The sequence below is a fragment of the Nitrospirillum pindoramense genome (assembly GCF_007827955.1).
Taxonomy (GTDB): Bacteria; Pseudomonadota; Alphaproteobacteria; order Azospirillales; family Azospirillaceae; genus Nitrospirillum; species Nitrospirillum amazonense_B.
Genome location: NZ_VITR01000011.1, coordinates 128115 through 151870, shown reverse-complemented (window position 1 = coordinate 151870; position 23756 = coordinate 128115). Strand labels below are relative to the sequence as shown.

Genomic DNA, 23756 nt, shown 5'->3' with positions numbered 1-23756 from the left:
TTATTCACCGGCCGTGACGACGGCGTGAAGGGGCGCTGACGGCGCCGGTGCGGATGCCAGCGGCCCGTGACGGATGACCTTGACCATCAGGTACAGTTCGATGACCGCCAGCGCGCTGTAGAACAGGATGAAGCCGGCCAGGCTGAACCAGACATTGGAGGCGGGCACGCTGGACGCCGACAGGAAGGTCGGCAGGATGCCGTCGATGGTCCATGGCTGGCGTCCGCCTTCCGCCACGTACCAACCCAGCTCCGCCGCCACCCACGGCAGCGGCAGGGCGGCGGCGGCGACCTTGAGGAACAGGGGATGCTCCAGCCGCCGGCGGGCCGACAATACGAAGGCGGTGGTGAACAGGGCGATGAAGAAGAAGCCCAGCCCCACCATGACGCGGAAGGACCAGAACAGCGGCGCAACCCTCGGAACGGTGTCGCGGGCCGCCGCCGCCACCTGGGCATCGGTGGCATCGGTCACCAGGGGGGTGTAGCGCTTCAGCAGCAGGGCATATCCCAGGTCCTGCACGTGGGCGTCGAAGGTGGCGCGGGCATCCGCGTCACCCCGATCCTGGCGCAGGCGCTGCAACGCCTCGTACGCCACCATGCCGCTGCGGATACGGTCTGCCGCCCCCTCCACCAACTGGTTGATGCCCATGACTGGCTCGCTGATCGACCGGGTGGCGATCAGGCCCATGACGTAGGGGATGCGGACGGCATAGTTGGTACGTTGCCCTTCCTGGTCAGGGAAGCCGATGACGGTGAAGGACGCAGGCGCCGGCTCCGTCTCCCACATGGCTTCGATGGCGGCCAGCTTCATGCGCTGGTTCTGCCCGGCGGTGTAGCCGCTTTCGTCACCCAGCACGACCACGGACAGCGATGCGGCCAGGCCGAAGCTGGCGGCGACCGTCATGGAGCGGCGGGCCAAAGCCTTGTGCCGCCCCTGCAAGAGGTAGAGCGCGCTGACCGCCAGCACGAACACGGCCCCGGTGACATAGCCGGCGCTGACCGTGTGCACGAACTTGTCCTGGGCGACGGGGTTGAAGATGACATCGGCGAAGTTCGCCACCTCCATCCGCATGGTGTCGGTGTTGAAGGTGGCCCCCACCGGATGTTGCATCCAGCCGTTGGCGATCAGGATCCAGAGCGCGCTGAAGTTGCTGCCCAGAGCCACCAGCCAGGTGACGACCAGGTGCCCCACGGCGGAAAGCCTGTTCCAGCCGAAGAAGAACAGGCCGATGAACGTCGCCTCCAGGAAGAAGGCCATCAAGCCCTCGATGGCCAGCGGCGCGCCAAAGATGTCCCCCACATAATGGGAGTAATAGGCCCAGTTGGTGCCGAACTGGAATTCCATGGTGATGCCGGTGGCCACCCCCATGGCGAAGTTGATGCCGAACAGCAGGCCCCAGAACTTGGTCATGTCGCGCCAGATGGTCCGGCCCGTCATGACATAGACGCTTTCCATGATGGCCAGCAGCAGGGACAGGCCCAGGGTCAGCGGCACGAACAGGAAATGGTACATGGCCGTCAGCCCGAACTGCAGGCGTGACAGCGAAACGACATCGATATCGGGCATCATGGCCCCTCGTCCTTGCGCGTGGCCGGCGGAGGATCGAACAATGCCGATCCCACCGCGCTGGGTGTGACCGTCGGCCGATGCGGCGGTGAGAAGAACAGGAAGAACAGCGCGACCATCAAGGCCAGCTTGAGCGCGGTGAACATCAGCACCCGCTTCAGCAATATCCGCCCCGTCAGCGGGGCCGGTGCCGTTTGCCGGGCCATGGGTCTTTCCTTTCCTTTGGAACCGGCGCCCGTCAGGCTGCCGGATCGCTGGCCGCGGCCCGGCCGGCGAACTGGTCGAACGCCTCCAGCGCCTGGGCCGCGTACATGACCGAGGGGCCGGCGCCCATGTAGATCGCCATGCCCATGGTCTCCAGCACCTCATCCCGGCTGGCGCCCTGGCGATGAGCCGCTTCGGCATGGAAGCCGACGCAGCCGTCGCACCGCGTGGCGACGGCGATGGCCAGCGCGATCAGTTCCTTGGTCTTGGTGTCCAGCGCACGGGCTTCCAACGCCGACCGCGCCATGGCGGAGAAGGACTTCATCACCTCGGGCGACCCGCCCCGCAGCTCGCGGATGGCGCCGGTCAGGGTGGCCGTAAGGTCGGGCCAGTCATGATACATGGTCTATCACTCCCAAAGTCCCATCAATTCAAAGAGGTATGCGGTGTGGGCGCGGCGGTGTCACCGGCCTGGGTGGCCTCCTGGGTGGCCCAGTGCCGCCAATCGCCGCCCATGGCCACGTACAGGCCGATCACATCGGCCCACCGGCGGCCCAGGACGGTGGCGCGCTGGGCGCCGGCCAGGTTCCAGTCCCGCTCCGCCGCCAGCAGCGCCAAGCGGTTGACGGCGCCCCGGTCGAAGGCGGCCCGCATCCTGTTGCGCTGCTCCGCCGCCGCCGCCAGGGCGTGCTCAGCGCTGGCCAGGGCGTCGCCGTCGTGGCTGAGCGCCATGAGGATGTCGCCCACCTGCTGGAACGCGGTCAGCACCGTCTGGCGATAATCGGCGGTGCTGGCCTCATAATCGGCCTGGGCGGCATGGCGCGCGGCGTTCAGGGCGCCGCCATGGAACAGGGGCGCGACCACACCCGCCGCCACGCCGCCCTGGGTGGAATCGCTGCTCCAGAACAGGGCCGTGCTGGCGGCCGCCTGCTCCAGGCCGGCGGTCAGTTGCAGGCGGGGGAACATGTTAGCGGTGGCCACGCCCACGGCGGCGCTGGCGGCATGAAGGTCCGCCTCCGCCGCCATGATGTCGGGCCGCTGCCGCACCAGTTGGGACGGCAGGCTGAGCGGCAGGTTCGCCGGCGCCGCCAAGTCCGCCAGGCTGAGCGGCGGGGACCGCCAGTCGGCCGGCGCCACGCCGGCCAGCACCGCCAAGGCGTTCTGGGCGGCCGCCGCGCGTTGCCGCAAATCGGGCAGCAGCGCCTCGTCCTGCGCCAGGCGGGCCTCGGCGGCGGTCACCGCCGTCCCGGGCAAGGCGCCGGCCGCAAGCCCGGCCCGCGCCGCCGCCAGCGCCTCGCGGTCGGCATCAATCGCGGCGGCGGTCGCCTGGGCGGCGTCGGACGCGGCGGCGAGGGTGACGGCCTGCACCGCCGTGTTGCCCGTCACCATGACGTAGGCGGCGGCGGTGCGGTATGCCGCCGCCTCTGCCTTGGCGTCATCCGCCTCCACCTGCCGGCGGTCGCCGCCGAACAGGTCCAGGCTGTAGCTGATGGTCGCCCCCACCGAATAGAGGTAGAAGATGGGGGAGTGTCCCTGCATGCCGAAGGTGACCAAGTTGACGCGCTTGCGGGCGACGCCGCCCTCCAGGTCAACCTGGGGCCAGAAACGCCCGGCCGACGCGTTCGCCATTTCCTGCACGCCCCGCAGCCGGGCCTTCGCCGCCACCAGTGTCAGGTTGTCACTAGCCGCCTTGTCGATGATGGCATCCAGGGTGGGTGATCCGAAACCGCGCCACCACGCCATCCCCACCGCCGCACCCGGCTTGGCGGGGACCGGCGCGGGCGACGGGGTGTAGGCGGTCGTGGCGGGGGCGTCCGGCTGGCGGAAGTCAGGCCCGACCGCGCAGCCCGCCAGGACCAAGCAAAGGCCGGGGATCAGAAGGGATCGGCGGGCGGCGGAGCGCATGGGGTTTCCCTCCCGACGGCTCAGTGGAAGGCGCAGCCGGGCTTGACCCCCAGGCGCTTCAGGATCAAGGCGGCGGGACAGAAGCCGGTGAAACCCGCCTGCAGCAGGTTGGCGCCGACGAAGGCCGTCAGCAGCAGCCAATAGGGGCTGACCAGCCACCCCAGCAGGAGGCTGAGCAGCACCATGAAGCCGGCGAAAGAGAGGATGGAGCGGTCGATGTTCATGGGGGACACTCCTGGGAAAGGGGTTACTCAGCCGGCTTCATCTTGTGGATGTTCAGCCGGTTCAAAACGAAGCGTTCGAAGAAAGGCTCGCTGGTGCCGCGGCGGACCTTGCCGATGAAGTATTTCTCGAAGGCGACCTTGGCCACGTGCACCCATTTGCCTTCGGAGGACCAGTTGACGTTGCGTGGGGGGATTTGTGGCTGAGCCACGAAGGCGACGCCGCGATCGCCGAAATCGGCCAGGCAAATGGCATGCAGTGTCGGCTTCCACCGCACCGCCTCGCCCCGCAGCAAGGCGCCGATGTTGTGCGCCGTCGCCGTCACCATGGATTCGATCATGAAACCCGTCTTGGGCACGCCCACCGGCACGGGCGTCGGCCCGATGGGCGGGATGGCGACACAGACGCCGACGGCGAAGACGTTGGGAAACGCGGGATTGCGCTGGAATTCGTCGGTGAGGACGAAGCCGCGGGGATTGACCAGCCCCTCCAGCCCGCGAACCGCCCCCACACCGCGAAAGGCCGGCAGCAGCATGGAATAGGCATGGGGCAGGGTATGGGTGGCGACGACCGCGCCGCACGGCCCCACCTCTTCCACCGTCAGGGTGTCGGGGCCGACCCCGGTCACCCGGGCGCTGGTGATCCACTTGATGTGCCGCTGGCGCAGTTCGTGTTCCAGCGTGCTCTTGGTGTCACCCACACCGTCCAGACCCAGATGACCGATATAGGGTTCCGACGTCACGAAGGTCATGGGTACCCGATCGCGCAGACCGCGGCGGCGCAGTTCGGTGTCCACCAGCATGGCGAATTCATAGGCCGGGCCGAAGCAGGAGGCGCCCTGCGCCGCGCCAACGACGACGGGCCCCGGCTTTTCACAGAAGCGGTCGAAGGCGGCATACGCCTGCTGGGCGTGGCTGACCTGGCAGATGGATTGCGTGTGGTGCTCGGGACCGAAACCGGGGATTTCATCGAAGGCCAAGTCGGGCCCGGTAGCGACGATCAGATAGTCGTAGGACAACGACCGGCCATCCTCCAACTCAACCCGGTTCTCGGCCGGATGGACGCGACGGACCCCGGCCGTCTCGAACCCGATCTTCTTCTGCGCCATGACAGGCTGCAGGTCGACCTCGATATCGGCGCGGTCGCGCCACCCCACGGCCACCCAGGGGTTCGATGGCACGAAGTGATAATGCCGCCCCTGGCCCACCAGGGTCACCCTGTCCTCCGCGCGCAGTTCCTGGGCGACCTCATAGGCCATCAGCGTACCGCTGAGGCCCGCGCCCATGATCACGATGTTCGCCATACATCCTTCCTCCCGATACCCCCCTGGCGACGCCTGCGCCGGATCAATGGGGGACGGCCTGATGTCGTTCATGCTGGCACCGTCGAGGTACCGCCCAGCAGCGCCACCGCGCGTATCCGGGCAATGACCTGGCGCAACCTGGATCGACGGCGGCGTTCGAAGGCCCTTGCCGAACGCTGATGGGGTGGTTATATTCGCGTTATCGAATATACGCAACTACGAAGATTTATAGGTTCAGGCGTCCGGTCATTGCCTCGGGGGGCGCCCTCTGGCAAGCAGAAGGCCCCAGGCCCATTCGTCACCAGGAACACCCCGATGACCTTAGACGCCCAGTTGATGTCCGAAGCGGCGGAACAGGCCGCCGAGTTGCTGAAGTCGCTGGCCCACCGCACGCGCCTGCTCATCGTCTGCCAGTTGGTGGGCGGGGAACGGTCGGTGGGTGAGTTGGCGGACTTTCTCGGCATCCGGGATTCCACGGTGTCCCAGCACCTGGCGCTTTTGCGGCGCGAGGGGCTGGTGGGCGCCCGCCGCGACGGACAGACCATTTGGTATTCCATCACCAGCGAACCTGCCCGCCAGGTGCTGGAGGTGCTGTACCGCCACTACTGTCCCCCCAACCCCGCGTGTGAGCCGCCCCGGCCTGATTGATTCCTGGGCGGGCGCGCTTCTTCAGGAACCCCCGTCATGATCGCCCGCGACGCCTATCTTGACCTTGACCCCGTCACCGCCCACGGCCTGGTCCGGGATGGCCACGCCATCCTGATCGACGTCCGCGAGGCGGGTGAACACGCCCTTGAGCGCATTCCGGGCGCCGCACTGCATCCGCTGTCCAGCTTCACCCCCGACGCCCTGCCCCAGGGCGGGCCCGCCGTCATCCTGCACTGCGGCTCCGGCAAGCGGTCCGCCACCGCCATGGCCAAGTGCCGCGCGGTTGGCGTGCCGTGCTGCGGCCATGTCGAGGGCGGCATCATGGCCTGGAAGGCTGCCGGCCTGCCCACCACGCGCTGACCGTTCCACACCAATCCCGAAGGACGGCCCCATGCGCGCGCCCCTCACCTTGGCCATCGCTCCCCTGGCCCTTGCCCTGGCCTGCGCGGCGGTGTCCGCCACGGCCATGGCCGCGGAAACCGCCCTTCACGGCGATGCCCCCCTGACCGTGGCGCTGACCACCATCGTGGACCAGAGGCCGGTCGCCGCGACCATCGAAGGCACGAAGACCGTCCCGGCCCGGGTCCGGAGCGGCGGCACGGTAGCCAGCCTTCTGGTCCGGGAAGGGGACACGGTCACCGCGGGCCAAGTGCTGGCCGTCCTGAAGGACGCCAAGCTGCTGGCGCAGAAGACCGGCGCCGACGCGCGGGTAGAGGAGGCGAAGGCCCGGCTGGCGCAGGCCCGCCAGGACGTGGCGCGCAACCAGCCGCTGGTCGGACAAGGGGTCACCAGCCAAGCCCAGCTCGAAGCCCTGCAGACGGCGGCCTCCGCCGCTGCCGAGGCCCTGCGCGCGGCGGAAGCCGAACGGGGGGTTCTGACCCAGCGTGTAACCGAGACCCAGGTGCTGGCCCCCACGGCGGGCCGGGTCGTGCACATCGCGGTTGCCACCGGCACGGAGATGATGGCCGGCGAGGCGCTGGCCCAGGTCGCCACCGATCCGGCGGTCGTCCGCCTGCGGCTACCCCAAAGCGCCGGCATCCCCCTGAAGGCCGGGGACGTGGTTCGCGTGGACGATATCGCCACCACCGGCCCGCTCACCGCCACCGTCAGCCTGGTTTATCCCCGGGTCGAGGACGGGGCCGTGGTGATCGACGCCGCCGCCCCCGGCCTGGCGGGCGCTCTCATCGGCGGACGGGTGCGCGCCTGGGTGCCGGACGGACACCGCCAAGGCATCCTGCTTCCCGCCGACTATCTCATCACCCGCTTCGGTATGGATTACGCCCACCTGCGCGATGGCGGGGGGCATGTCAGCGAGGTGCCGGTGCAGCGCGGCGCGCTTCATCCCGCAACGGCGGGCCAAATGGCGCTGGTCGAGGTGCTGTCCGGCCTGCATGCCGGCGACGTGGTGGTGAAGCCATGACGGGTGACGCCATTCCGTTGGGCCTTTCCGGCCGCCTGACCCGGGCAACCCTGCATTCACCGCTGACGCCCCTGTTCCTGCTGGCGGCGCTGGCGGTCGGCCTGCTGGCGCTGCTGACCATCCCCCGGGAGGAGGAGCCGCAGATCAGCGTGCCCATGGTGGATGTCATCGTCGACGCCGACGGCCTGCGCGCCCAGGACGCGGCGGAGCATTTGACCCTGCCGCTAGAGGCCATCGTCAAGGGCATCAACGGGGTGGAGCACGTCTACAGCCAGACACGCGACGACCAGGTCATGGTCACCGCCCGCTTCAAGGTCGGCACCAGCGAGGATGACGCCGTGCTGCGCGTGCATGAGCGCATCCGCGGCAACTATGACCGGCTGCCGGTGGGCACGCCGGAGCCGCTGATCGTGAAGCACGGCATCAACGACGTGGCCATCGTCACCCTGACCCTGACGCCCAAGCCGGACCCGGCCGCCCACTGGGCCAGCCGCGGGGCCAGCCGCTGGAACGACGCGGCGCTGTATGACCTGGCGGAGAAGCTGCGCCTGGAACTGGTGAAGGTGGATGACATTGGCCTGACCTACCTGGCCGGCGGGGTGCCCGGACAAGTACGGGTGGAGCCGGACCTGGACCGTCTGGCGCAAAACCATGTCACCCTGGAGGAACTGGCGGCCCGCCTGCGCGCCGCCAACGGCAGCGGCCTGGCGGGTGCCGTGCGGGATGCGGGCGTGCAGCGTGACGTCGTGACCGGGCACAGCCTGGTGGGCGTGCCCGACATCGGCCAGCTGCTGCTGACCACCCGCGACGGCCGACCCATCTATGTGCGCGACGTCGCCCGCGTGGTGGTGGGCCCGGCAGACACGGAGCATCGCGTCTGGGACCTGTCGCGGGCGGCGGACCCCAATGGCGCCCCCAATGGCGCATCGGATGGCGCCTGGCAGCAGACCCCGGCCGTCACCCTGGCCCTGGCCAAGCGCGCCGGCGCCAACGCGGTGGTGGTGTCCCAGGCCATCCTGGAGCGGGTGGAACAGCTGAAGGGCCGCCTGATCCCCGATGACGTGACCGTGCGCATCACCCGCGACTATGGCGAGACGGCCAACGAGAAGGCCAACGAGCTGCTGCTGCACCTGGGCATCGCCACATTGTCCATCGTCGTGCTGATCCGCCTGGCCATCGGCTGGCGCGAGGCGGTGGTGACGCTGGTCGTGATCCCCGTGACCATCCTGCTGACCCTCTTCGCGGCGGAACTGATGGGCTACACCATCAACCGCGTCAGCCTGTTCGCCCTGATCTTCGCCATCGGCATCCTGGTGGACGATGCCATCGTGGTGGTGGAGAACATCGCCCGCCACTGGGCCATGCGCGACGGCCGTGACCGGGTGCGGGCCACCATCGACGCGGTGGCGGAGGTGGGCAACCCCACCATCGTCGCCACCCTGACGGTGGTGACGGCCCTGCTGCCCATGCTGTTCGTCTCCGGCCTCATGGGGCCCTACATGGCGCCCATTCCGGCCAACGCCTCCGCCGCCATGGTGTTTTCCTTCTTCGTCGCCATGGTCATCGCCCCCTGGCTGATGCTGCGCCTGGCGCGCTGGCGCCGGGGCAAGGGGGAGGATGGGCACGCCCACGGCGATCACGCCGATGGCGGGGAGCTGGGCCGGATGTACCTGCGCCTGGCCGCACCCGTGGTCGCCAGCCGGCGGCGGGCCGGCTTCTTCCTGGCCGCCGTGGGCGTGGCCACGGTGCTGGCATGCGGCCTGTTCGCCACCAAGGGCGTGACGGTCAAGCTGCTGCCCTTCGACAACAAGTCGGAACTGGACGTGGTGCTGGACCTGCCCCGGGGCGCCACGCTGGAAGACACGGAGCGCAGCCTGCAAGCCATCGCCACCGTGGCGGGCGGCCTGCCCGAGGTGCGGTCGCAGCAGATCTATGCCGGTACGGCGGCCCCCTTCAACTTCAACGGCCTGGTCCGCCACTATTACCTGCGCCAGGCGCCCGAACTGGGCGAGCTGCAGGTGAACTTGGCGCCCAAGGGCGACCGGGCGCGCAGCAGCCACGCCATCGCCCTGGAACTCCGGCGGCGGCTGGCGGGCCTAGCCCTGCCCGCCGGCGCCGTCGCCAAGGTGGTGGAGGTGCCGCCCGGGCCGCCGGTCATGGCCACCCTGCTGGCGGAAATCTATGGCCCCGATGCCGCCACCCGGCGGGCGGTGGCGGAAAAGGTGAAGGGCCTGTTCGCCCAGGTGCCCTATATCGTCGACATCGACGATTCCTATGGCAAGCCCCAGCCGCGTCTGCATGTGGTCATCGACCGCGACAAGCTGGACTATTACGGCGTCGATGAGGCGGGCGTGCGCGACAGCCTGCGCCACCTGCTGGGCGGCATGCCCCTGGGCTATGTCCGCCGGGGGGATGAGCGGCGGCCCCAGGAACTGGTGGTCGCCCTGCCCAAGGCCGACCGCGCCTGGACGGCGCGACTGCTGGCCACCCCCATTGCGGCGACCCGGCATGCGGGTGCCGCGGGCGTCGTGGCGCTGGACCAGGTGATCCATGTGGAGACCGAGGCCGGGTCGCCCGCCCTGTACCGCCGCGACGGCCATTACGCGGACATGGTCACGGCGGAACTGGCCGGGGCGTTCGAGGCGCCGATCTACGGCATCTTCGCCGTGGACGACGCCATCCGCGCCGCCGACTGGGGCGCGCTGCCCCCGCCCGCCATCGCCTTCCACGGCCAGCCGACCGACGAGTCCAAGCCCACCCTGCTGTGGGATGGGGAGTGGGAGATCACCTACGTCACCTTCCGCGACATGGGGGCGGCCTTTGGCGTGGCCATCCTGGGCATCTATATTTTGGTGGTGGCGCAGTTCGGCAGCTTCCGCCTGCCGCTGGTCATCCTGACGCCCATCCCCCTGACCCTGATCGGCATCGTGCTGGGGCATTGGCTGTTCGGCGCGCCCTTCACCGCCACCTCGATGATCGGCTTCATCGCGCTGGCCGGCATCATCGTGCGCAATTCCATCCTGCTGGTGGATTTCATCCGCCACGGGTCGGCGCGGGCGGCGGAAACGGGCCAACCCCTGCGCGCCATCCTGCTGCAGGCCGGGGCGGTGCGCTTCAAGCCCATCCTGCTGACGGCACTGTCCGCCATGATCGGCGCCCTGACCATCCTGCTGGACCCCATTTTCCAAGGGCTGGCGATATCCCTGCTGTTCGGCCTCGCCTCCTCCACCCTGCTGACAGTGCTGGTCATCCCCGCCATTTACGTGGTCCTGCGCGACGCGGACAAGGTGCCAACCCCGAAGCCGTCCGCATGAGCGGGCGGCCTTGGGCTTAACGTAGCAAGGGATCGTGCCCCGGAACGTCGCCCGGCCGTTTTCTTTCGTCCCGACGCTCCCGAAGGCGAATAAGCAAGGCGGTAGCGACGACGGCGCTGCCCATACCCTGGATAACAGCCTCGATCCCGGCGTCCAGAAGCATCCCAAGGGAGGTTATGCCGGTAAGGCTGTCGCCATCGGCCCAACGATTGAGCTGCAAATGCGGCGGCAGGAGCGGCAGCGCGACAACAAACGGCATCAAGCCCAGCGCCAAGGCCCTGCCCCGACTGAGCGCCCAGATTTCAAGAAGGGTCGCGCGCCAACCACGAACGCGTACCCGGCCAATCGCAAGGCAAGGAAATACCAGCGCGAACCGGCCAGTAACATATAGCGAAACAAATGTGGTAAGCCCCAGCCAAGCGAGTTCAGGCCAGGCCCTGAGATCGACAGGGCGCAGGTATGATTTAAAAACCTGCGCCAAGCCATCTCCGAGGTAATCGCCCAGCCAGTCCAGGCCGGGATCCACCACAAACATTTCCAGTTCCGTCAGAACGAAGAACCAGAGCGCGAACCCGACTATACGGTTCGAGCGGCCTCCGAGCACGCCGCGCATCGCCGCAAGGCCAACCAGTGAAAGACCAAGATCCTTGAACACCCAGAGGAACGCGACGTGCCAATCCTGCCATACCTGGCTTTGGGGCTGCCCAAGCAGTTTGAGGTGAACGGATGTCAGTCCCTGGGTGGCAAGGATCAACCAGCCCGCCAGGAAAAGGGGATAGCACCGGCGGAGCGCGGCCGGTCCACGCCGGAGGGAAATCCATATCGACAGGGCGCATAAGCGCCACTGCCGGGCGGCGGCGGCCCCGCCACGCTTGAGCAAATTCAGCAAATAGGTCCGTCCTTGGACGAGGGCCTCATCCGGCGAGGCTACCATCGCCAAGGCAGGTCGTGTGCTGGCAGATCTGAAACTTCAGCTCGGAATCGGATAGACCAGAGGGAGGCCGATACGCGGCTCATCCCCGCCCCCCTTCCCGGAACGGCCAAAGCTTGAGAGCCGCGCCGGGCGCTAGGTTGGCGGACATGCTCCCGGGGGACATGCGCATTGACAGGCACCGCCCCGCTTTCATATCAGGAACCTTATGCAACCGCGTCGCCACCACCGCGCCAGAGGACTTTTGCCGCAGGGGCGCCAGCCCCGGCGCTGGGTCTGGCTGTTGGCGCTGGCCTTGTTGCTGCGCGGCTTGATCCCGGCCGGCTACATGCCCAATCCGCACGCGGGGGAGCCGGGCGCCAGCGCGGTCATCCTGTGTGACAGCGTGCATGACGCCCTGTCGGTGATGACCGACGCCCTGATGGCCAAGACGATGATGGCCGACCCGGCCATGACCCAGGCGATGCTGGCCAATCCCGGCATGCATCACCATGGGGACCATGCCGGTCACGGCATGGACGCGCCCTGCGTGTTCGCGGCGGTCGCGGCCCTGGCGGTGGGCCTGCTGGCGGTCATCCTGGTCCTGCCCACCCAGCCCCGCGCCCCCGGCTGGGCCCCCGCCCTGTCGGCGCCATGGCCCCGCCCCCGGCCACCGGGCACGCGGTTAGCCCGAGGGCCGCCGCCTATCTTCTCCTGACCTGACCCGATCCCATCCGGCCCCCTGTGGGCCGGTCTTCTCGTCATCGCTCGTGTTCCGGCGCGCCTGATCGCTGCCGTGAACACGTCTTGGCCGCCCTCTGGAACGTCCCTAGGGACGCCTTTTAGGCGGTCGCAGGAGAGTCATCCCGTGTTCCGTTCCCGACCCAGGACCGGCGGCGCCATCGCGCTGCCGGCCGCCATCGCCCTATCCGTGGCCTCAATCACCCCCGCCAAGGCCCAAACCGTCCAAAGCGCCGAGGCGGCACCGGCAACCAAGGCCGAACGACGGGCGGCCCTGCAACACCAGTTGGACCAGGTCCAGGCCGCACTGGCGGCCCTCGATGCCGAAGACGCGGCGCCGGCCACCACGGCTAGCCCGGCCACGGCGGCGCCATCGCTTCAGCACGAGGTGTTGGTGACCGCCGAGCGGACCGCGCGGCGTGTCGCCGACCAGCCCGCCGGCCAGACCATGGGCACGGTCAGCCGTGACCAGTTCAAGAACAGCCCGGCCTTCTCCGTCGCCGATATCCTGTCCCTGACGCCGGGCGTCACCATGCTGCAGGGCAACGGCCCGCGCGACGTGTCGGTGTCCGTGCGGGGATCGAACGAGCGGCAGACCTTCGGCATCCGCAATGTCCAGGTGTTCGAGGACGGCTTCCCCGTCACCCAGCCGGACGGCTTGTCCCGCACCGACCTGACCGACCCGCACGCCTATGCCGGGATCGATGTGATCCAGGGCCCCTCCTCCGCCCTGTACGGCAACTACGCCACCGGCGGCGCCATCAATTTCCGCACGCGGAGCGGCGCCGACATCAACGGGGCCGAGGCGGGAACGGACATCGGCGATCACGGCTACGTCAACGTCTATGCCACCGCCGGCGCGCAATACGACACGTTCGACTACAGCCTATTCGGCAGCCATGTGCGCGGCAATGGCACCACCGCCCACAGCTCCTTCAACACCACGACGGAAAACCTGCTGGCCACCTTCGATGCCGGCCCCAACGACCGGATCACGGTGAAGCTGGTCAACAACGACCTGGACACCAACCTGTCCCTGCGGCTGTCGCTGAACCAGTTCAACCAGAACCCCTATCAGGCCGGGTGCGCCGCCCTGGCGGCGGCCAGCTGCGCCGGGGTCAGCGTCTATGCCAACGGCGTCAACGGCGCCAAGCTGACCTTGAGCCCCGACCAGGCGGGCCTGGGACGGCACGACCGCCGCACCATCGTCGGCGCGCGGTGGGAGCATGACATCGACACCGACACCGTCTGGCGCACCCAGTTCGTTTTCGACAACCGGGACTATAACCAGCCGACCAGCCCCACCAGCGCCCGGGGCACCATCCCGTCCTTCAACCTGATGAGCGACGTGACGGCCCACGCCCGGGTGTTGGGCCTGGAGGCCACCCACTTCGCCGGCCTGTCCTTCAATTATGAGGACCTGAACTCCTACAGCTACAACCTGGCGCCGCCCACGGCCGTTGGCGGTGGCGGCACCCTGGGGGCCCTGACACAGACCATCTTCGGCCACCACTACAATCTGGGCGCCCGCCTGCGGGAAGAGGTGGCGCTGGCGCCGCAGTGGACCGTGGTGGCGGGCGTCGGCGGCGATTACACCGACATCGACGCCCTGCAGACCGCCTACGCCTACCCCGCGGGCGGCAATGTCACCACGACGCTGATCCGGGCCCAGCGCACCTTCTTCAACGTCGCGCCGGAGGCGTCGCTGGTCTATCGGCCCGACAGCGATTGGCGGCTGCACGCGCGCGTCGCCACCGGCTATGGCACGCCCCAGTCCGGCAACCTGTTCGTGACGCAGCAAGGGACCTTCGGCAACAACACCCAGTTGAAGCCGCAGTCCAACGTCGGTGTCGACCTGGGTGCCGAATGGACCCCGGCACCATCCCTGAAGACAGCCATCACCGGCTTCTATGAGTTCTTCTCCAACGAGCTGGTGTCGCAATCGGCCGGCGCCAACCTGCAGACCTTCACCTTCAACGCCCCCTCCTCCATCCATCGCGGCATCGAGGTGTCGGCCGAGTGGCAGCCTCTGCCCGACGCCCTGCCCGGCGCGCGGCTGTCGGCGGCCTATCTGCTGGATGACCAGTATTACGACGAGTATGTCGAGGTGCTGAGCACGGGCGCGCGCTCCGCCGCCTTCAACCGCTCGGGCAACAAGATACCCGGCGTCATGCCCTCCTACCTCAACGCCCGCGTGGCCTATGACCAGCCCAGCGGCGCCTTGAAAGGCCTGGGCGGCTTCGTCGAGGTCAACCACCGCGCCGCCTTCTACCTGGACAACGCCAACCTGCTGAAGGCGCCCGGCTACGACCTGGTGAACGTGAACCTGCATTACGAACCGTCGGCCCCGGGGCTGGCGGGCCTGCGCCTGTATGTGGAGGTGCGCAACGTGTTCGATGAAACCTACGTCGCCTCCGCCTCCAACATCACCGACACCTTGAGCGCGGCGGGCGGGCAGAACGGCGCCGGTACCCTGGCGGCCAGCACCGGGTCGATCTGGGCGGGGTCCCCCCGCACCGTGATCGGCGGCGTCCGCGTGAAATTCTGACCCACCCACCCCGAGCAGAGGCCCCGTGGGTGGAAGCCCACGGGGGAGAAACACGAGATGAGCATCGAAGCCCTTCCCGACCCGGCGATGACCGCCAGCCGTCGCCCCTGGCTGGACCTGCGGGCGGTGTGGCGCTGGCACTTCTATGCCGGGCTGTTCTGCATCCCCTTCATCGTCTGGCTGTCGCTGACCGGCGCGCTTTACCTGTTCAAGCCGCAGGTGGAGGCGCTGATCGACCGGCCCTATGACACCCTGACCATCACCGGGCCCTGGGCCTGCGCGGCCGACCAGGCGCGGGCGGGTGTGGCGGCGGTACCGGGCGGGGTGCTGAACGCCTATGAGCTGCCCAAGGCCCCAAACGCCGCCACCCGCGTCATCGTCGGACGGGGAACGGAGCAGTTCCGGGTCTATGTCCACCCACAGACCCTGGCCATCCTGAAGGTGGTCAGCGAGGATGACCGCCTGATGCGCATCATCTTCCGCCTGCATGGCGAGTTGATGATGGGGGACAAGGGGTCCTTCGTGGTGGAGATGGCGGCGTCCTGGGCCATCGTCATGATCCTGACCGGGCTTTACCTGTGGTGGCCCCGCCAGGCGGATGGCCTGGCCGGCGTGCTCTACCCCCGTCTGGGCCGGGGTAGGCGCACATTCTGGCGGGACCTGCATGCCGTCGCCGGCCTGTGGGTATCGTTCTTCGCCCTGTTCCTGCTGCTGAGCGGCCTGCCCTGGTCCAAGAACTGGGGCGCCTACTTCAAGGAAATCCGCCAGATCACCGGCACCGCCGTGGTCAAGCAGGACTGGACCACCGGCCGATCCGGCGAATTGGCGGAGCGTCTGGCCATGAATGGCGGTGCGGCTGGCGGTGACGAGCATGCCGGCCATCATGGCCACGCCCCGGCCGGCCTGACGGATTACGCGCCCCTGGACGCCCTGGCCGCCACGGTGGCCCCCCTGAACCTGGCGCCGCCGGTGCTGATCTCCCCGCCGCGCCAGCCGGGCGGGTATTGGACGGCGAAGTCGGATGCCCAGAACCGCCCCCTGCGCACCGACCTGACGCTCAGCACTGACGGCCAGTTGCTGAAGCGGGTGGATTTCAGCCAGCGGCATTGGGTGGACCGGATGGTGGGCATCGGTGTCGCGGCGCATGAGGGGCATCTGTTCGGCTGGCTGAACCAGGCCCTGGGCGTCTTCACCGCGCTCAGCCTGATCACCCTGGCCGTCAGCTCGGTAGTGCTGTGGCTGCGCCGGCGGCCGGCCATGGCGCTGGGGGCGCCGCCCGCCACCCGCGCCTCGCGACAGCCGGCCCGCGCGCCGCTGATGTTCGCGACCCTGCTGGTCGCGCTGGGGGTGTTCCTGCCTCTGTTGGGCGCTTCCCTCATCGTGGTGTTGGCGGTGGAGCGTCTGGTGCTGCGGCGCCTGCCGGCGGCGCGGGACTGGCTGGGGCTGCCGGCCTGACCGGGCACGGAACAGGCGGCCTGGGCGACGTCACCCCACCCAGGCCGGCCGTTCTCCGGTTCAGGGCCGGATGGGATAGGGCTGTGGTCCCCCGAGAGAACCGGGATTGCCCTTGATCCGGTCCAGCAGGTTCTGCACCGCCGCGGTCAACTGCGCGTCGGGAGCGCCCTTCAAGGCGGCTTGGTCGAAGTCCACCTCGATGTCCGGCGTCACGCCCTGCCCTTCGACGATCCATTCGCCGTGGGGACCGGCCAGGGCGAACTGGGGAACGGTCACGCTTCCGCCGTCCAGCAGCGGCCCGGTATCGCCGCCGCCGATGACACCGCCCCAGGTGCGTTTGCCGATCAAGGGGCCCCGGTGCGTCTGCTGGAAGGTCCAGGCCATGGTGTCGCCGTCCGACATGGTGTTCTCATTCACCAGCATGGCCATCTCACCCGTGAAGACCTGGGTGAAGTTGCCCCAGGGATAGGTCTGGGGGATCTGGAGCCCCCGCACGAACCCCCGGCTGTAGGCGGGACGCAGCAAGCGCTCCAGGATCATGCGCGAGACGTTGCCGCCGCCATTGCCACGGATGTCGATGACGATGCCGTCCTTGCGCAACTGGCCGTACCAGTCCTTCACGAACTCGGCGAGGCCGGCGGGCCCCATGTCGGAAATGTGGACATAGCCGATCCGGCCGCCCGACAGGCGGTCGACCAAGCGTAGGGCGTCCAGCTTGCGTTCCTGGCGGATCAGGGCGGTCTCACTGTGCAGGGTCTTGACCAGCACGCGGCGTTCGATGGTGCGGGACCGGCCCACCGCCACCTCCACCATCTGGTCCGCCTTGCCGACCAGCGCCTGGTCGGGACCGAACGCGGCGTCCAGCGGTCGCCCATCAATGGCCAGGATGTAGTCGCCCACCCCGACACGGCTGCCCACCTCGGTGAAGGGGGAGCGGTATTGCGGATCGGCGTTGTCACCCTCGAACACCTTGGCCACACGCCAGAGGCCCACCGCCGGGTCGAAGGTGAACCGCGCGCCCAGCAGCCCGGTCCAGGGACGGGGCGGCAGCCCCTCATCCCCACCCGCCACATAGGCGTGGCTGATGTTCAGTTCCGCGATCATTTCACCGATCAGGTAATTGAGGTCCGCCCGATTGCTGACCGCCGGCAGCAGGGCGCGGTAATGCGCGCCGATGGCCTTCCAATCGTGCCCCTGCATGCCCGGGTCGTAGAAGAAGTCACGATAGCGCCGCCAGACCTCATCGAAGATCTCGGCCCATTCCTCCCGCGGGTTTACGGTGGTGACCAGACGATCCAGCTCAACCGGCTTGGGACCGCCGGCCAAGCCGCCGCCGGCGTCCAGATGGGCGACCATCAATTGCCCGTGGTCCCCCTGGATCAAGGCGGTGGTCCGGGCGGCGTCCACTTCGTACCCCTGGGGCGCGTCGACCACCCGCACCGGCTTCCCACCCTTGAACGGCAGGCTGAACAGGGACGCGTGGCCCTCTTCCTCGCCGAAGGTCCAGGCGTCGTGCAGCCGGAAGACCAGCCTGTCGGCGGCGGCGACAAGATCGACGTAATTGTCCGGACCGGCCGGGGCCTGGATCAGGCGCTGCGCCAAACCGTCGTAATCCACGGCGGCGCGCTTCTTGCCCCCCTTGTCGTTCCCGGACGCCTTGGCCGCGGCGCCATCGGTGAAGGACCGCTGTCCCTCCTTCGTATCCTCGTTGAGGTTGGGCGGCATGAAGGGGTTGGGGACGTCCGGCCGCAAGGCCAGCGCGTAGAGGCGCGTCTGGCGGTTGCCAGCGTAGTTCCATTCCCCCTCGGCGACCTGAAGGTTCGGATCGCGCACGGACAGGAACCAAAGGTAACGCCCATCGGGCGACCAGGCGGGGTTAAAGGAATCGTATAGGGTGTCGGTCACAAGCTCGTTCCGGCCGGTCTCCGCATCCCAAATGTGGATGGCGCGCAGGTTGCTGGCCTGCATCTCCGCATAGGTCAGGTAGCGCCCGTCGGGCGACCATTCATAATCCCTTTGGAACCAGGCCCGGGTGGCGCCCACCGGGCGGCGGGTGCCGGTGGCGAGGTCGACCGCAAACAGGCCGCCATCCTTGTCCAGCACGGCGACGCGGCGCCCATCGGGCGACCAGACGGGGCGGTAATAGCGGGTGTGGCTATCGCGGGTGACGGCCCTCACGCCGCTGCCGTCGCTGGCCATGACCCATAGCTCCTCGTCGCCGCCGCGATCGGACACGAAGGCGAGGCTGCGTCCGTTGGGCGCCCAGGCAACGGCGCGCTCATGCGCATTGGAACTATGGGTCAGGTTCAGGGCGGGGCCGGGGCCGTCGGCGGGAAGAAGGAAGATGTCACCCCGGGCGACAACCGCGACCCGGCGCCCGTCCGGTGACAGGGCACTGTCCTCCACCTGCCCGCCAACCCTGACGGTGCGCGGCCTGCCCGCCCCATCCCCGGCGGGGATGTCCAGGGCCAGGGTCTGCTCGGCATTCGCCGACGCCCGGTAAACATGAAGCGTGCCTTCATACTGGAAGACGATGTTGCCCTCCGCGTCCGCGCTGGCCCATTCCGCATCCCCCGCCGTGAAGTTCGTCAGTTTGCGGACGGTCCCGCCGTTGACGTCGGTCTGGTACAGGTTCAGATGGCCGTCGCGGTCCGACAGGAAGAAGATGCCCCGGCGGGTCCACATCGGGTCCCGGTCGGTGCGGACATTATGGGTGATGTTCGTCAGGGACCTGGACGACAGATCGGCGATGAACAGGTCCTGCGCCCACCCGCCCTGGTACCGCTTCCAGGCGCGGAAATCGCGCGAGGTGGTGGAAAATAGCACCTTGCCCCCATCGGGGGAAAACACGCCCGCGCCCGCGCGCGCCATGGGCAGCGGCACCACCTCCCCACCGGCGGCGGGGACGGTGTAGAGCCGCGCCTCCGTCACCGTGGGCACATCGCGAAGCGACCGGAACAGGATGGCGGAACCATCCGGCCGCCATCCCGTCACCTGGTTGTCGTAGCCGGACCGGGCCGGCAACGGCCCCCGGGCGGGATAAAAGGTCAACTGGCGCGCGACACCGCCCTTGGCGGGCATTACATAGACCTGCTCGTCACCGCCATATTGGCCGGTGAAGGCGATCCACTGTCCATCGGGGGAGAATTTCGGGAACAGCTTCAGGCCGGGCCCGCTGGTCAGCTGGCGCGGCGTCCCGCCATCGGTCGTGGCCAGCCACAGGTCGCCCGCGTAAGAAAAGACCACCTCATCGCCATGAATGTCCGGAAACCGCATCAGCGCCCGGTCGGCCGCTTGAGCGCCGACAGGGGCCAGCAGGACGATGCAGGCCGCAACGATGGGACGCACCAGCCCCCCAATGGAAATCCCCAAAACTGCCTCCGTGCTTCATTGTTTGTCGTTGTTCGACAGGACGCCCGCGCACTCGGCTCGCCCCGCCGCCATCCGGGCCGGCCGAGACAACGCCCCCGACCGTTGATGGACGGACGGCACCGAACCTCGTGCCCGGGAAACCTCAGTCCGGAATGGTGAATTCAGGCATGGTCGCGCGCCCGCGGCGGATGGCCGTTGCGCCCCATCTGTCGGTTTGCCTGAGATCGCTACCCCTTCGGCGCCGGTTTACGGATAGCCCCGATCACCGGTCTCTCCCGCATCAGCCCTCAATTGAACGCCTGAGTCGCCACCGGGTGTCAAGCACCTTTTCCCAGTCCCGGGATGGGATTTATCGGGACGCACGGCAACGACATGAGGGGAGGGAAACGGTGGAAAAGGACCGGAATCATCGCAGGGGCGCACGAAAATAATTTCTGCACGAATGCAATTGACATTTCCTTTTTTGTGCCCGAACATCCGGACCGTCTTGTACGGGAGAGATCGGCTGGCGGGCTTTGCCCCTAGTCGACGCCGAAGGAGCAACCGCCCCGGAAACTCTCAGGCAAAAGGACCGTACAAACACTCAAAATCTGGAAAGAGATCGCTGGTTTTCAGCCGATCCGCCGACGGAGTAAATCTCTCAGGCAAAAAGACAGATGGGGCGCCGGAGTGGGCGGGGAACATCCCGCCGAATATTAGGCGCGTAAAAAATCAAACGCATTAGGTCCTGCTCTGTGAACGGGTGCATCACAGCCCCGATAACCGTTGCCCCTTCGCATGCCCAGGCTCACGTCCCGGGCAATGCCGTGTCACGCCTATCGTGGAGTCCGCCTACCAACCAACCCGAGAAAATACAACACGATCAATGGCTAAGCTCAGGCAGGCACCAGTCGGTGCCCTGCCGCGTTTCCCTGCACACTTCAAAAGCCGGTGGCTGAAACGCCCCCGGTTGCTGGAGGACTTTTAAGTTTTGATCATCTCGTTAGTCATTACTAACTTTAAAAAAGCAAAATAAAGAAATAATCGGCGATCGACACCGTGCCTGGACAGGGGCGCGGATGGGCATTTGTTGCCTGATCACCGGGCCCGGGGAGGGCGTCACAAGCAAAACGAACAGGGAAGCCAAATTCGTTGGGGACGAAGAATGAAAAAGCGACATTTGTTGGCCTCGGCGGCCTTCACCTTGGGCGGCCTGGTCCTGGGGCCGGCGCTGGCGCAGACATCGTCCAGTCAGGACACCGACAAGACGGCGCAGTCTGACAGCACCGACCTTGAGCCCATCATGGTCACCGGCACGCGGCTCAAGACCCCGTACAACGGCGACCGCCCCATCCAGGTCGTCCGGCCGGAAGATGGCTTGAATGCGGGGCTGGTCGACACCGCCGGCCTGCTGAGCCGCTCAACGGCGACGGGGTCGCAGCAAGTCAACAACCACCTGTCGGCCACGGGCGCCGCCGGTGCCGTATCGGTCGGTGGCACCAACGCCAACACCATCGGCCTGCGCGACCTGGGCGCGACGCGGACCCTGACGCTGATGGATGGCCGGCGCCTGACACCGGCCGGCGTGGGCAGCCAGGTGGGGCCGGTGGATTTGAACGTGGTGCCCGCGTCCATCATCGACCATATCGAGGTGCTGACGGACGGCGCGTCATCCATTTACGGATCGGATGCCGTCGCTGGCGTGGTGAACATCATCACCCGCCGCGCCTCCGATGGCCTGGAAGTCAACGCCTACAGCACCGTCAACACCAAGGGCGGCGGCAACTATCGCCAGGGTTCCCTGTTCTGGGGCAAGGAATTCGGCGGCGGCTACATCAACATCGGCGCGGAATTCAACGACCAGCAGTCCCTGAAGGTCCGGCAGCGTCCGGAAACGGCCTGCGCGCAAGACTATGTCTATAATCCGACCACGGGCGCGCGCATGGATTTGCAGGACCAGAACGGCGCCATCAAATGCCGGAACCTGAATCCCACCGGCGTGTTCTTCGACGAAACCTTTTATGGCGGCTGGTTCCAATACGATCCGACCTTGTCCAAGGCCAAATATCCCGCCGCGGCCCTTAACCTGAGGCAGTCGTTGCCGGACTGGGTGCGCGTGGCGCGTGGGGGCTATCCGGACACCTACCCGTACGGCACCTCCAATTCCGAGGCCTACCAGAACGCGGACTCCATTTCGCCCCTGCGCCGTTCCTCCGTCTATGTGTCCGGCGCCTACAAGTTCGACAATGGCATCGAGGCGTACGGCAACCTGCTGCTGAACCGACGGGAGTCTGAATCGAACTCCTGGATGTTCCTCTATCCCATCCTGGACCCCACCAATCCCAACAACACGGTGGCCAACGGCCTGATCAACGCCAGCGGGGGCAACTCCTCCGGCGCGGTCCAGGTCCAGATGAACATGCCGTACAAGTCCACACAGACGGTCAACTACGGCCAGGCGACCGCGGGCTTGCGCGGCACCCTGCCATCCGTGCTGTTCCTGAAGGACGTCAGCTGGGACGTGAGCACGCAGTATGGGCGATCGGACGGCACCTACAGCCAGACCTTCTTTTACAATGACCGGCTGCAGGCCACCACCGGCCCCGGCACGGCCTGCGATCCCTCGCTGATCACCATCTCGGGGCCTGTCTCGTGCGTTTCCATCCCCTGGCTGGATCCTCGCTTCCTGGTCGACCAGAACTGGACACCGCAGGAGCGCGCCTTCCTGCAAGGCAGCGAAAAAGGCCACACCACCTATGATCAGGCCAGCCTGGACGGGTCAGTGTCGGCCTCGCTGTTCAAGCTGCCGGCCGGCACGGTCGACTTGGCGACCGGCTTCGCCCTGCGCTATCAGCGGCTGGACGATGTGCCGGGCGCCAACGCCCGCGCCAACAATTATTTCGCCCAAACCACCGCCGGCGTGACCGAGGGGTCGGACACGGTGCGCGAACTTTTCGCGGAAATGGGCGTGCCGATCCTGGCCGACCTGCCGATGGTCAACAAGCTGAACCTGAACCTGTCCGGGCGCTACACCGACTATAGGAGTTACGGATCGGACACGACCTACAAGGTCGGCCTGAGCTGGCAGGTCATTCCCGAGGTCACCTTCCGCGGTTCCATGGGCACCTCGTTCCGCGCGCCGACGCTGTACGAACTCTACCTGGCCAACCAGACCAGCTTCTTCCCCTATTCCGACCCCTGCGTCCGCTACGGGGATACGGGCAATCCGTCGCTCACGAAGAACTGCTCCGCCCTGGGCATCCCGTCGGATTTCCAGACCAGCACCGGCAGCATCCTGGCCACCCAAGGCGGCGGCAAGGGCGACCTGAAGGCCGAGACATCGCGCAACTACACGATCGGCGCGGCATTCCGGCCCCGCTTCGCCGACCTGCAGATCGCGGCGGATTACTATGACATCAACGTCAAGAACGAGGTCGCCGCGTACGGCGTCGATGCCATCATCAACCAGTGCTACAACAGCCCGGCACAGTCGGGGAACGTCTTCTGCAGCAAGGTCACCCGCGACCCGACCACCCATATCATCACGGCCGTGGACAACCGGCTGGTCAATCTCTCCCGCGAACGCAACCGGGGTGTCGACGTGTCGGTCGATTACAGCGTCGAGGTCCCCTTCGGCCGGCTGGGCGTGACGGGTGCCTGGACCTGGACGGTCCAGCACACCTTGCATCGGGATGAGACGTCCAGCCTGGACATCAACGGTCTCAGCGGCAACCCCATGACCAATGGCTGGGTCGAGGGCAGCATCCAGCACGGCGCCTGGCAGCTGTTCTACGGCATCAACTACATAGGTCCGACCAACGACGCCCGCCTGTACAGCAATGGGGACCTGATGACCTATTGCGGCGCGTACGCCGGCCTGACCACCTACGGCAACCGCAACAACTGCGCCCAGGTGCGTGAACTGCTGCGGGTGTCCTCGTACATCACGCACTACATGTCCGTCCGCTGGCAGATGGACGACAGCATGCGGCTGCAACTGGGCGTGAGCAACCTGTGGGACAAGAAGCCCCCGGTCGAGGGCTCTGACAGCTACACCTACCGCACCGGTTCCGTGCCAAGCACCCTTTACAACTTGACTGGCCGGTCCGTCTTCGCCCGCGTCAGCAAGACGTTCTGACCGACGGACCAAAGGCTGGCGGCCCCGACAG

The 23756-nt window shown here is 67.5% G+C and carries 16 protein-coding genes and 1 riboswitch; of the genes, 8 read left to right on the top strand and 8 right to left on the bottom strand.

What is annotated here, in order from left to right:
- From FBZ90_RS18780 to FBZ90_RS18755, 6 genes are read right to left on the bottom strand one after another with little or no spacing between them, the layout of a single operon-like run.
- Nucleotides 1-1566: a cytochrome ubiquinol oxidase subunit I gene (locus tag FBZ90_RS18780; RefSeq protein WP_186455918.1), complete on the bottom strand. Its 1566-nt coding sequence runs from the start codon at nucleotides 1564-1566 to the stop codon at nucleotides 1-3.
- Nucleotides 1566-1772, bottom strand: a complete 207-nt coding sequence (gene cydP, locus FBZ90_RS18775) for a cytochrome oxidase putative small subunit CydP (protein WP_145734511.1) — start codon at nucleotides 1770-1772, stop codon at nucleotides 1566-1568. Before cydP ends, FBZ90_RS18780 begins: the two co-directional genes overlap by 1 nt.
- A gap of 32 nt (nucleotides 1773-1804) precedes the next feature.
- Nucleotides 1805-2173 (bottom strand): carboxymuconolactone decarboxylase family protein, encoded by a 369-nt coding sequence (locus tag FBZ90_RS18770; RefSeq protein WP_145734510.1) that lies wholly within the window; start codon nucleotides 2171-2173, stop codon nucleotides 1805-1807.
- 23 nt (nucleotides 2174-2196) lie between these two features.
- Nucleotides 2197-3675 carry an efflux transporter outer membrane subunit gene (locus FBZ90_RS18765; protein ID WP_145734509.1) on the bottom strand — a complete coding sequence of 493 codons (1479 nt, stop codon included), beginning with the start codon at nucleotides 3673-3675 and terminating at the stop codon, nucleotides 2197-2199.
- Nucleotides 3676-3695: 20 nt separating this feature from the next.
- Complete coding sequence (locus FBZ90_RS18760; protein ID WP_145734508.1) at nucleotides 3696-3899, bottom strand: YgaP family membrane protein; 204 nt, start codon at nucleotides 3897-3899, stop codon at nucleotides 3696-3698.
- A 23-nt stretch (nucleotides 3900-3922) separates the two neighbouring features.
- Nucleotides 3923-5200, bottom strand: a complete 1278-nt coding sequence (locus tag FBZ90_RS18755) for an NAD(P)/FAD-dependent oxidoreductase (RefSeq protein WP_145734507.1) — start codon at nucleotides 5198-5200, stop codon at nucleotides 3923-3925.
- 315 nt (nucleotides 5201-5515) lie between these two features.
- On the opposite strand from FBZ90_RS18755, the gene FBZ90_RS18750 reads away from it, so the two are divergent.
- Genes FBZ90_RS18750 through FBZ90_RS18735 form a run of 4 tightly spaced genes read left to right on the top strand, consistent with a single transcriptional unit; the run spans nucleotide 5516 to nucleotide 10582 of the window.
- The gene (locus tag FBZ90_RS18750) at nucleotides 5516-5848 is read left to right on the top strand and encodes an ArsR/SmtB family transcription factor (RefSeq protein ID WP_145734506.1); all 333 of its coding nucleotides are present in this window, start codon (nucleotides 5516-5518) and stop codon (nucleotides 5846-5848) included.
- Nucleotides 5849-5884: 36 nt separating this feature from the next.
- On the top strand, nucleotides 5885-6208 hold the full coding sequence (locus tag FBZ90_RS18745; RefSeq protein WP_145734505.1) for a rhodanese-like domain-containing protein: 324 nt from the start codon (nucleotides 5885-5887) through the stop codon (nucleotides 6206-6208).
- Between the two features lie 31 nt (nucleotides 6209-6239).
- Complete coding sequence (locus FBZ90_RS18740; protein WP_186455910.1) at nucleotides 6240-7268, top strand: efflux RND transporter periplasmic adaptor subunit; 1029 nt, start codon at nucleotides 6240-6242, stop codon at nucleotides 7266-7268.
- Nucleotides 7265-10582 carry an efflux RND transporter permease subunit gene (locus FBZ90_RS18735; protein WP_246130492.1) on the top strand — a complete coding sequence of 1106 codons (3318 nt, stop codon included), beginning with the start codon at nucleotides 7265-7267 and terminating at the stop codon, nucleotides 10580-10582. Before FBZ90_RS18740 ends, FBZ90_RS18735 begins: the two co-directional genes overlap by 4 nt.
- Nucleotides 10583-10598: 16 nt before the next feature.
- Here FBZ90_RS18735 and FBZ90_RS18730 read toward each other — a convergent pair whose 3' ends face one another.
- Nucleotides 10599-11471 carry a hypothetical protein gene (locus FBZ90_RS18730; protein ID WP_145734503.1) on the bottom strand — a complete coding sequence of 291 codons (873 nt, stop codon included), beginning with the start codon at nucleotides 11469-11471 and terminating at the stop codon, nucleotides 10599-10601.
- A gap of 250 nt (nucleotides 11472-11721) precedes the next feature.
- Between FBZ90_RS18730 and FBZ90_RS18725 the strand changes: the two genes are divergently transcribed.
- The 3 genes from FBZ90_RS18725 to FBZ90_RS18715 all read left to right on the top strand — a co-directional run bounded on the left by FBZ90_RS18725 (nucleotide 11722) and on the right by FBZ90_RS18715 (nucleotide 16236).
- Nucleotides 11722-12210: a hypothetical protein gene (locus FBZ90_RS18725; RefSeq protein WP_145734502.1), complete on the top strand. Its 489-nt coding sequence runs from the start codon at nucleotides 11722-11724 to the stop codon at nucleotides 12208-12210.
- Between the two features lie 150 nt (nucleotides 12211-12360).
- Nucleotides 12361-14781, top strand: a complete 2421-nt coding sequence (locus FBZ90_RS18720) for a TonB-dependent receptor family protein (protein WP_145734501.1) — start codon at nucleotides 12361-12363, stop codon at nucleotides 14779-14781.
- A gap of 57 nt (nucleotides 14782-14838) precedes the next feature.
- A complete protein-coding gene (locus FBZ90_RS18715) occupies nucleotides 14839-16236 on the top strand; it encodes a PepSY-associated TM helix domain-containing protein (RefSeq protein WP_211102162.1) in 1398 nt (465 codons plus the stop codon).
- Nucleotides 16237-16296: 60 nt separating this feature from the next.
- On the opposite strand, the gene FBZ90_RS18710 is transcribed toward FBZ90_RS18715, so the two are convergent.
- The gene (locus FBZ90_RS18710) at nucleotides 16297-19584 is read right to left on the bottom strand and encodes a S41 family peptidase (RefSeq protein WP_145734500.1); all 3288 of its coding nucleotides are present in this window, start codon (nucleotides 19582-19584) and stop codon (nucleotides 16297-16299) included.
- A 506-nt stretch (nucleotides 19585-20090) separates the two neighbouring features.
- A riboswitch (glycine riboswitch) is annotated at nucleotides 20091-20192 on the top strand.
- Between the two features lie 560 nt (nucleotides 20193-20752).
- Here FBZ90_RS18710 and FBZ90_RS18705 point away from each other — a divergent pair.
- Nucleotides 20753-23725 carry a TonB-dependent receptor domain-containing protein gene (locus FBZ90_RS18705; RefSeq protein WP_145734499.1) on the top strand — a complete coding sequence of 991 codons (2973 nt, stop codon included), beginning with the start codon at nucleotides 20753-20755 and terminating at the stop codon, nucleotides 23723-23725.
- Nucleotides 23726-23756: the final 31 nt, after the last annotated feature.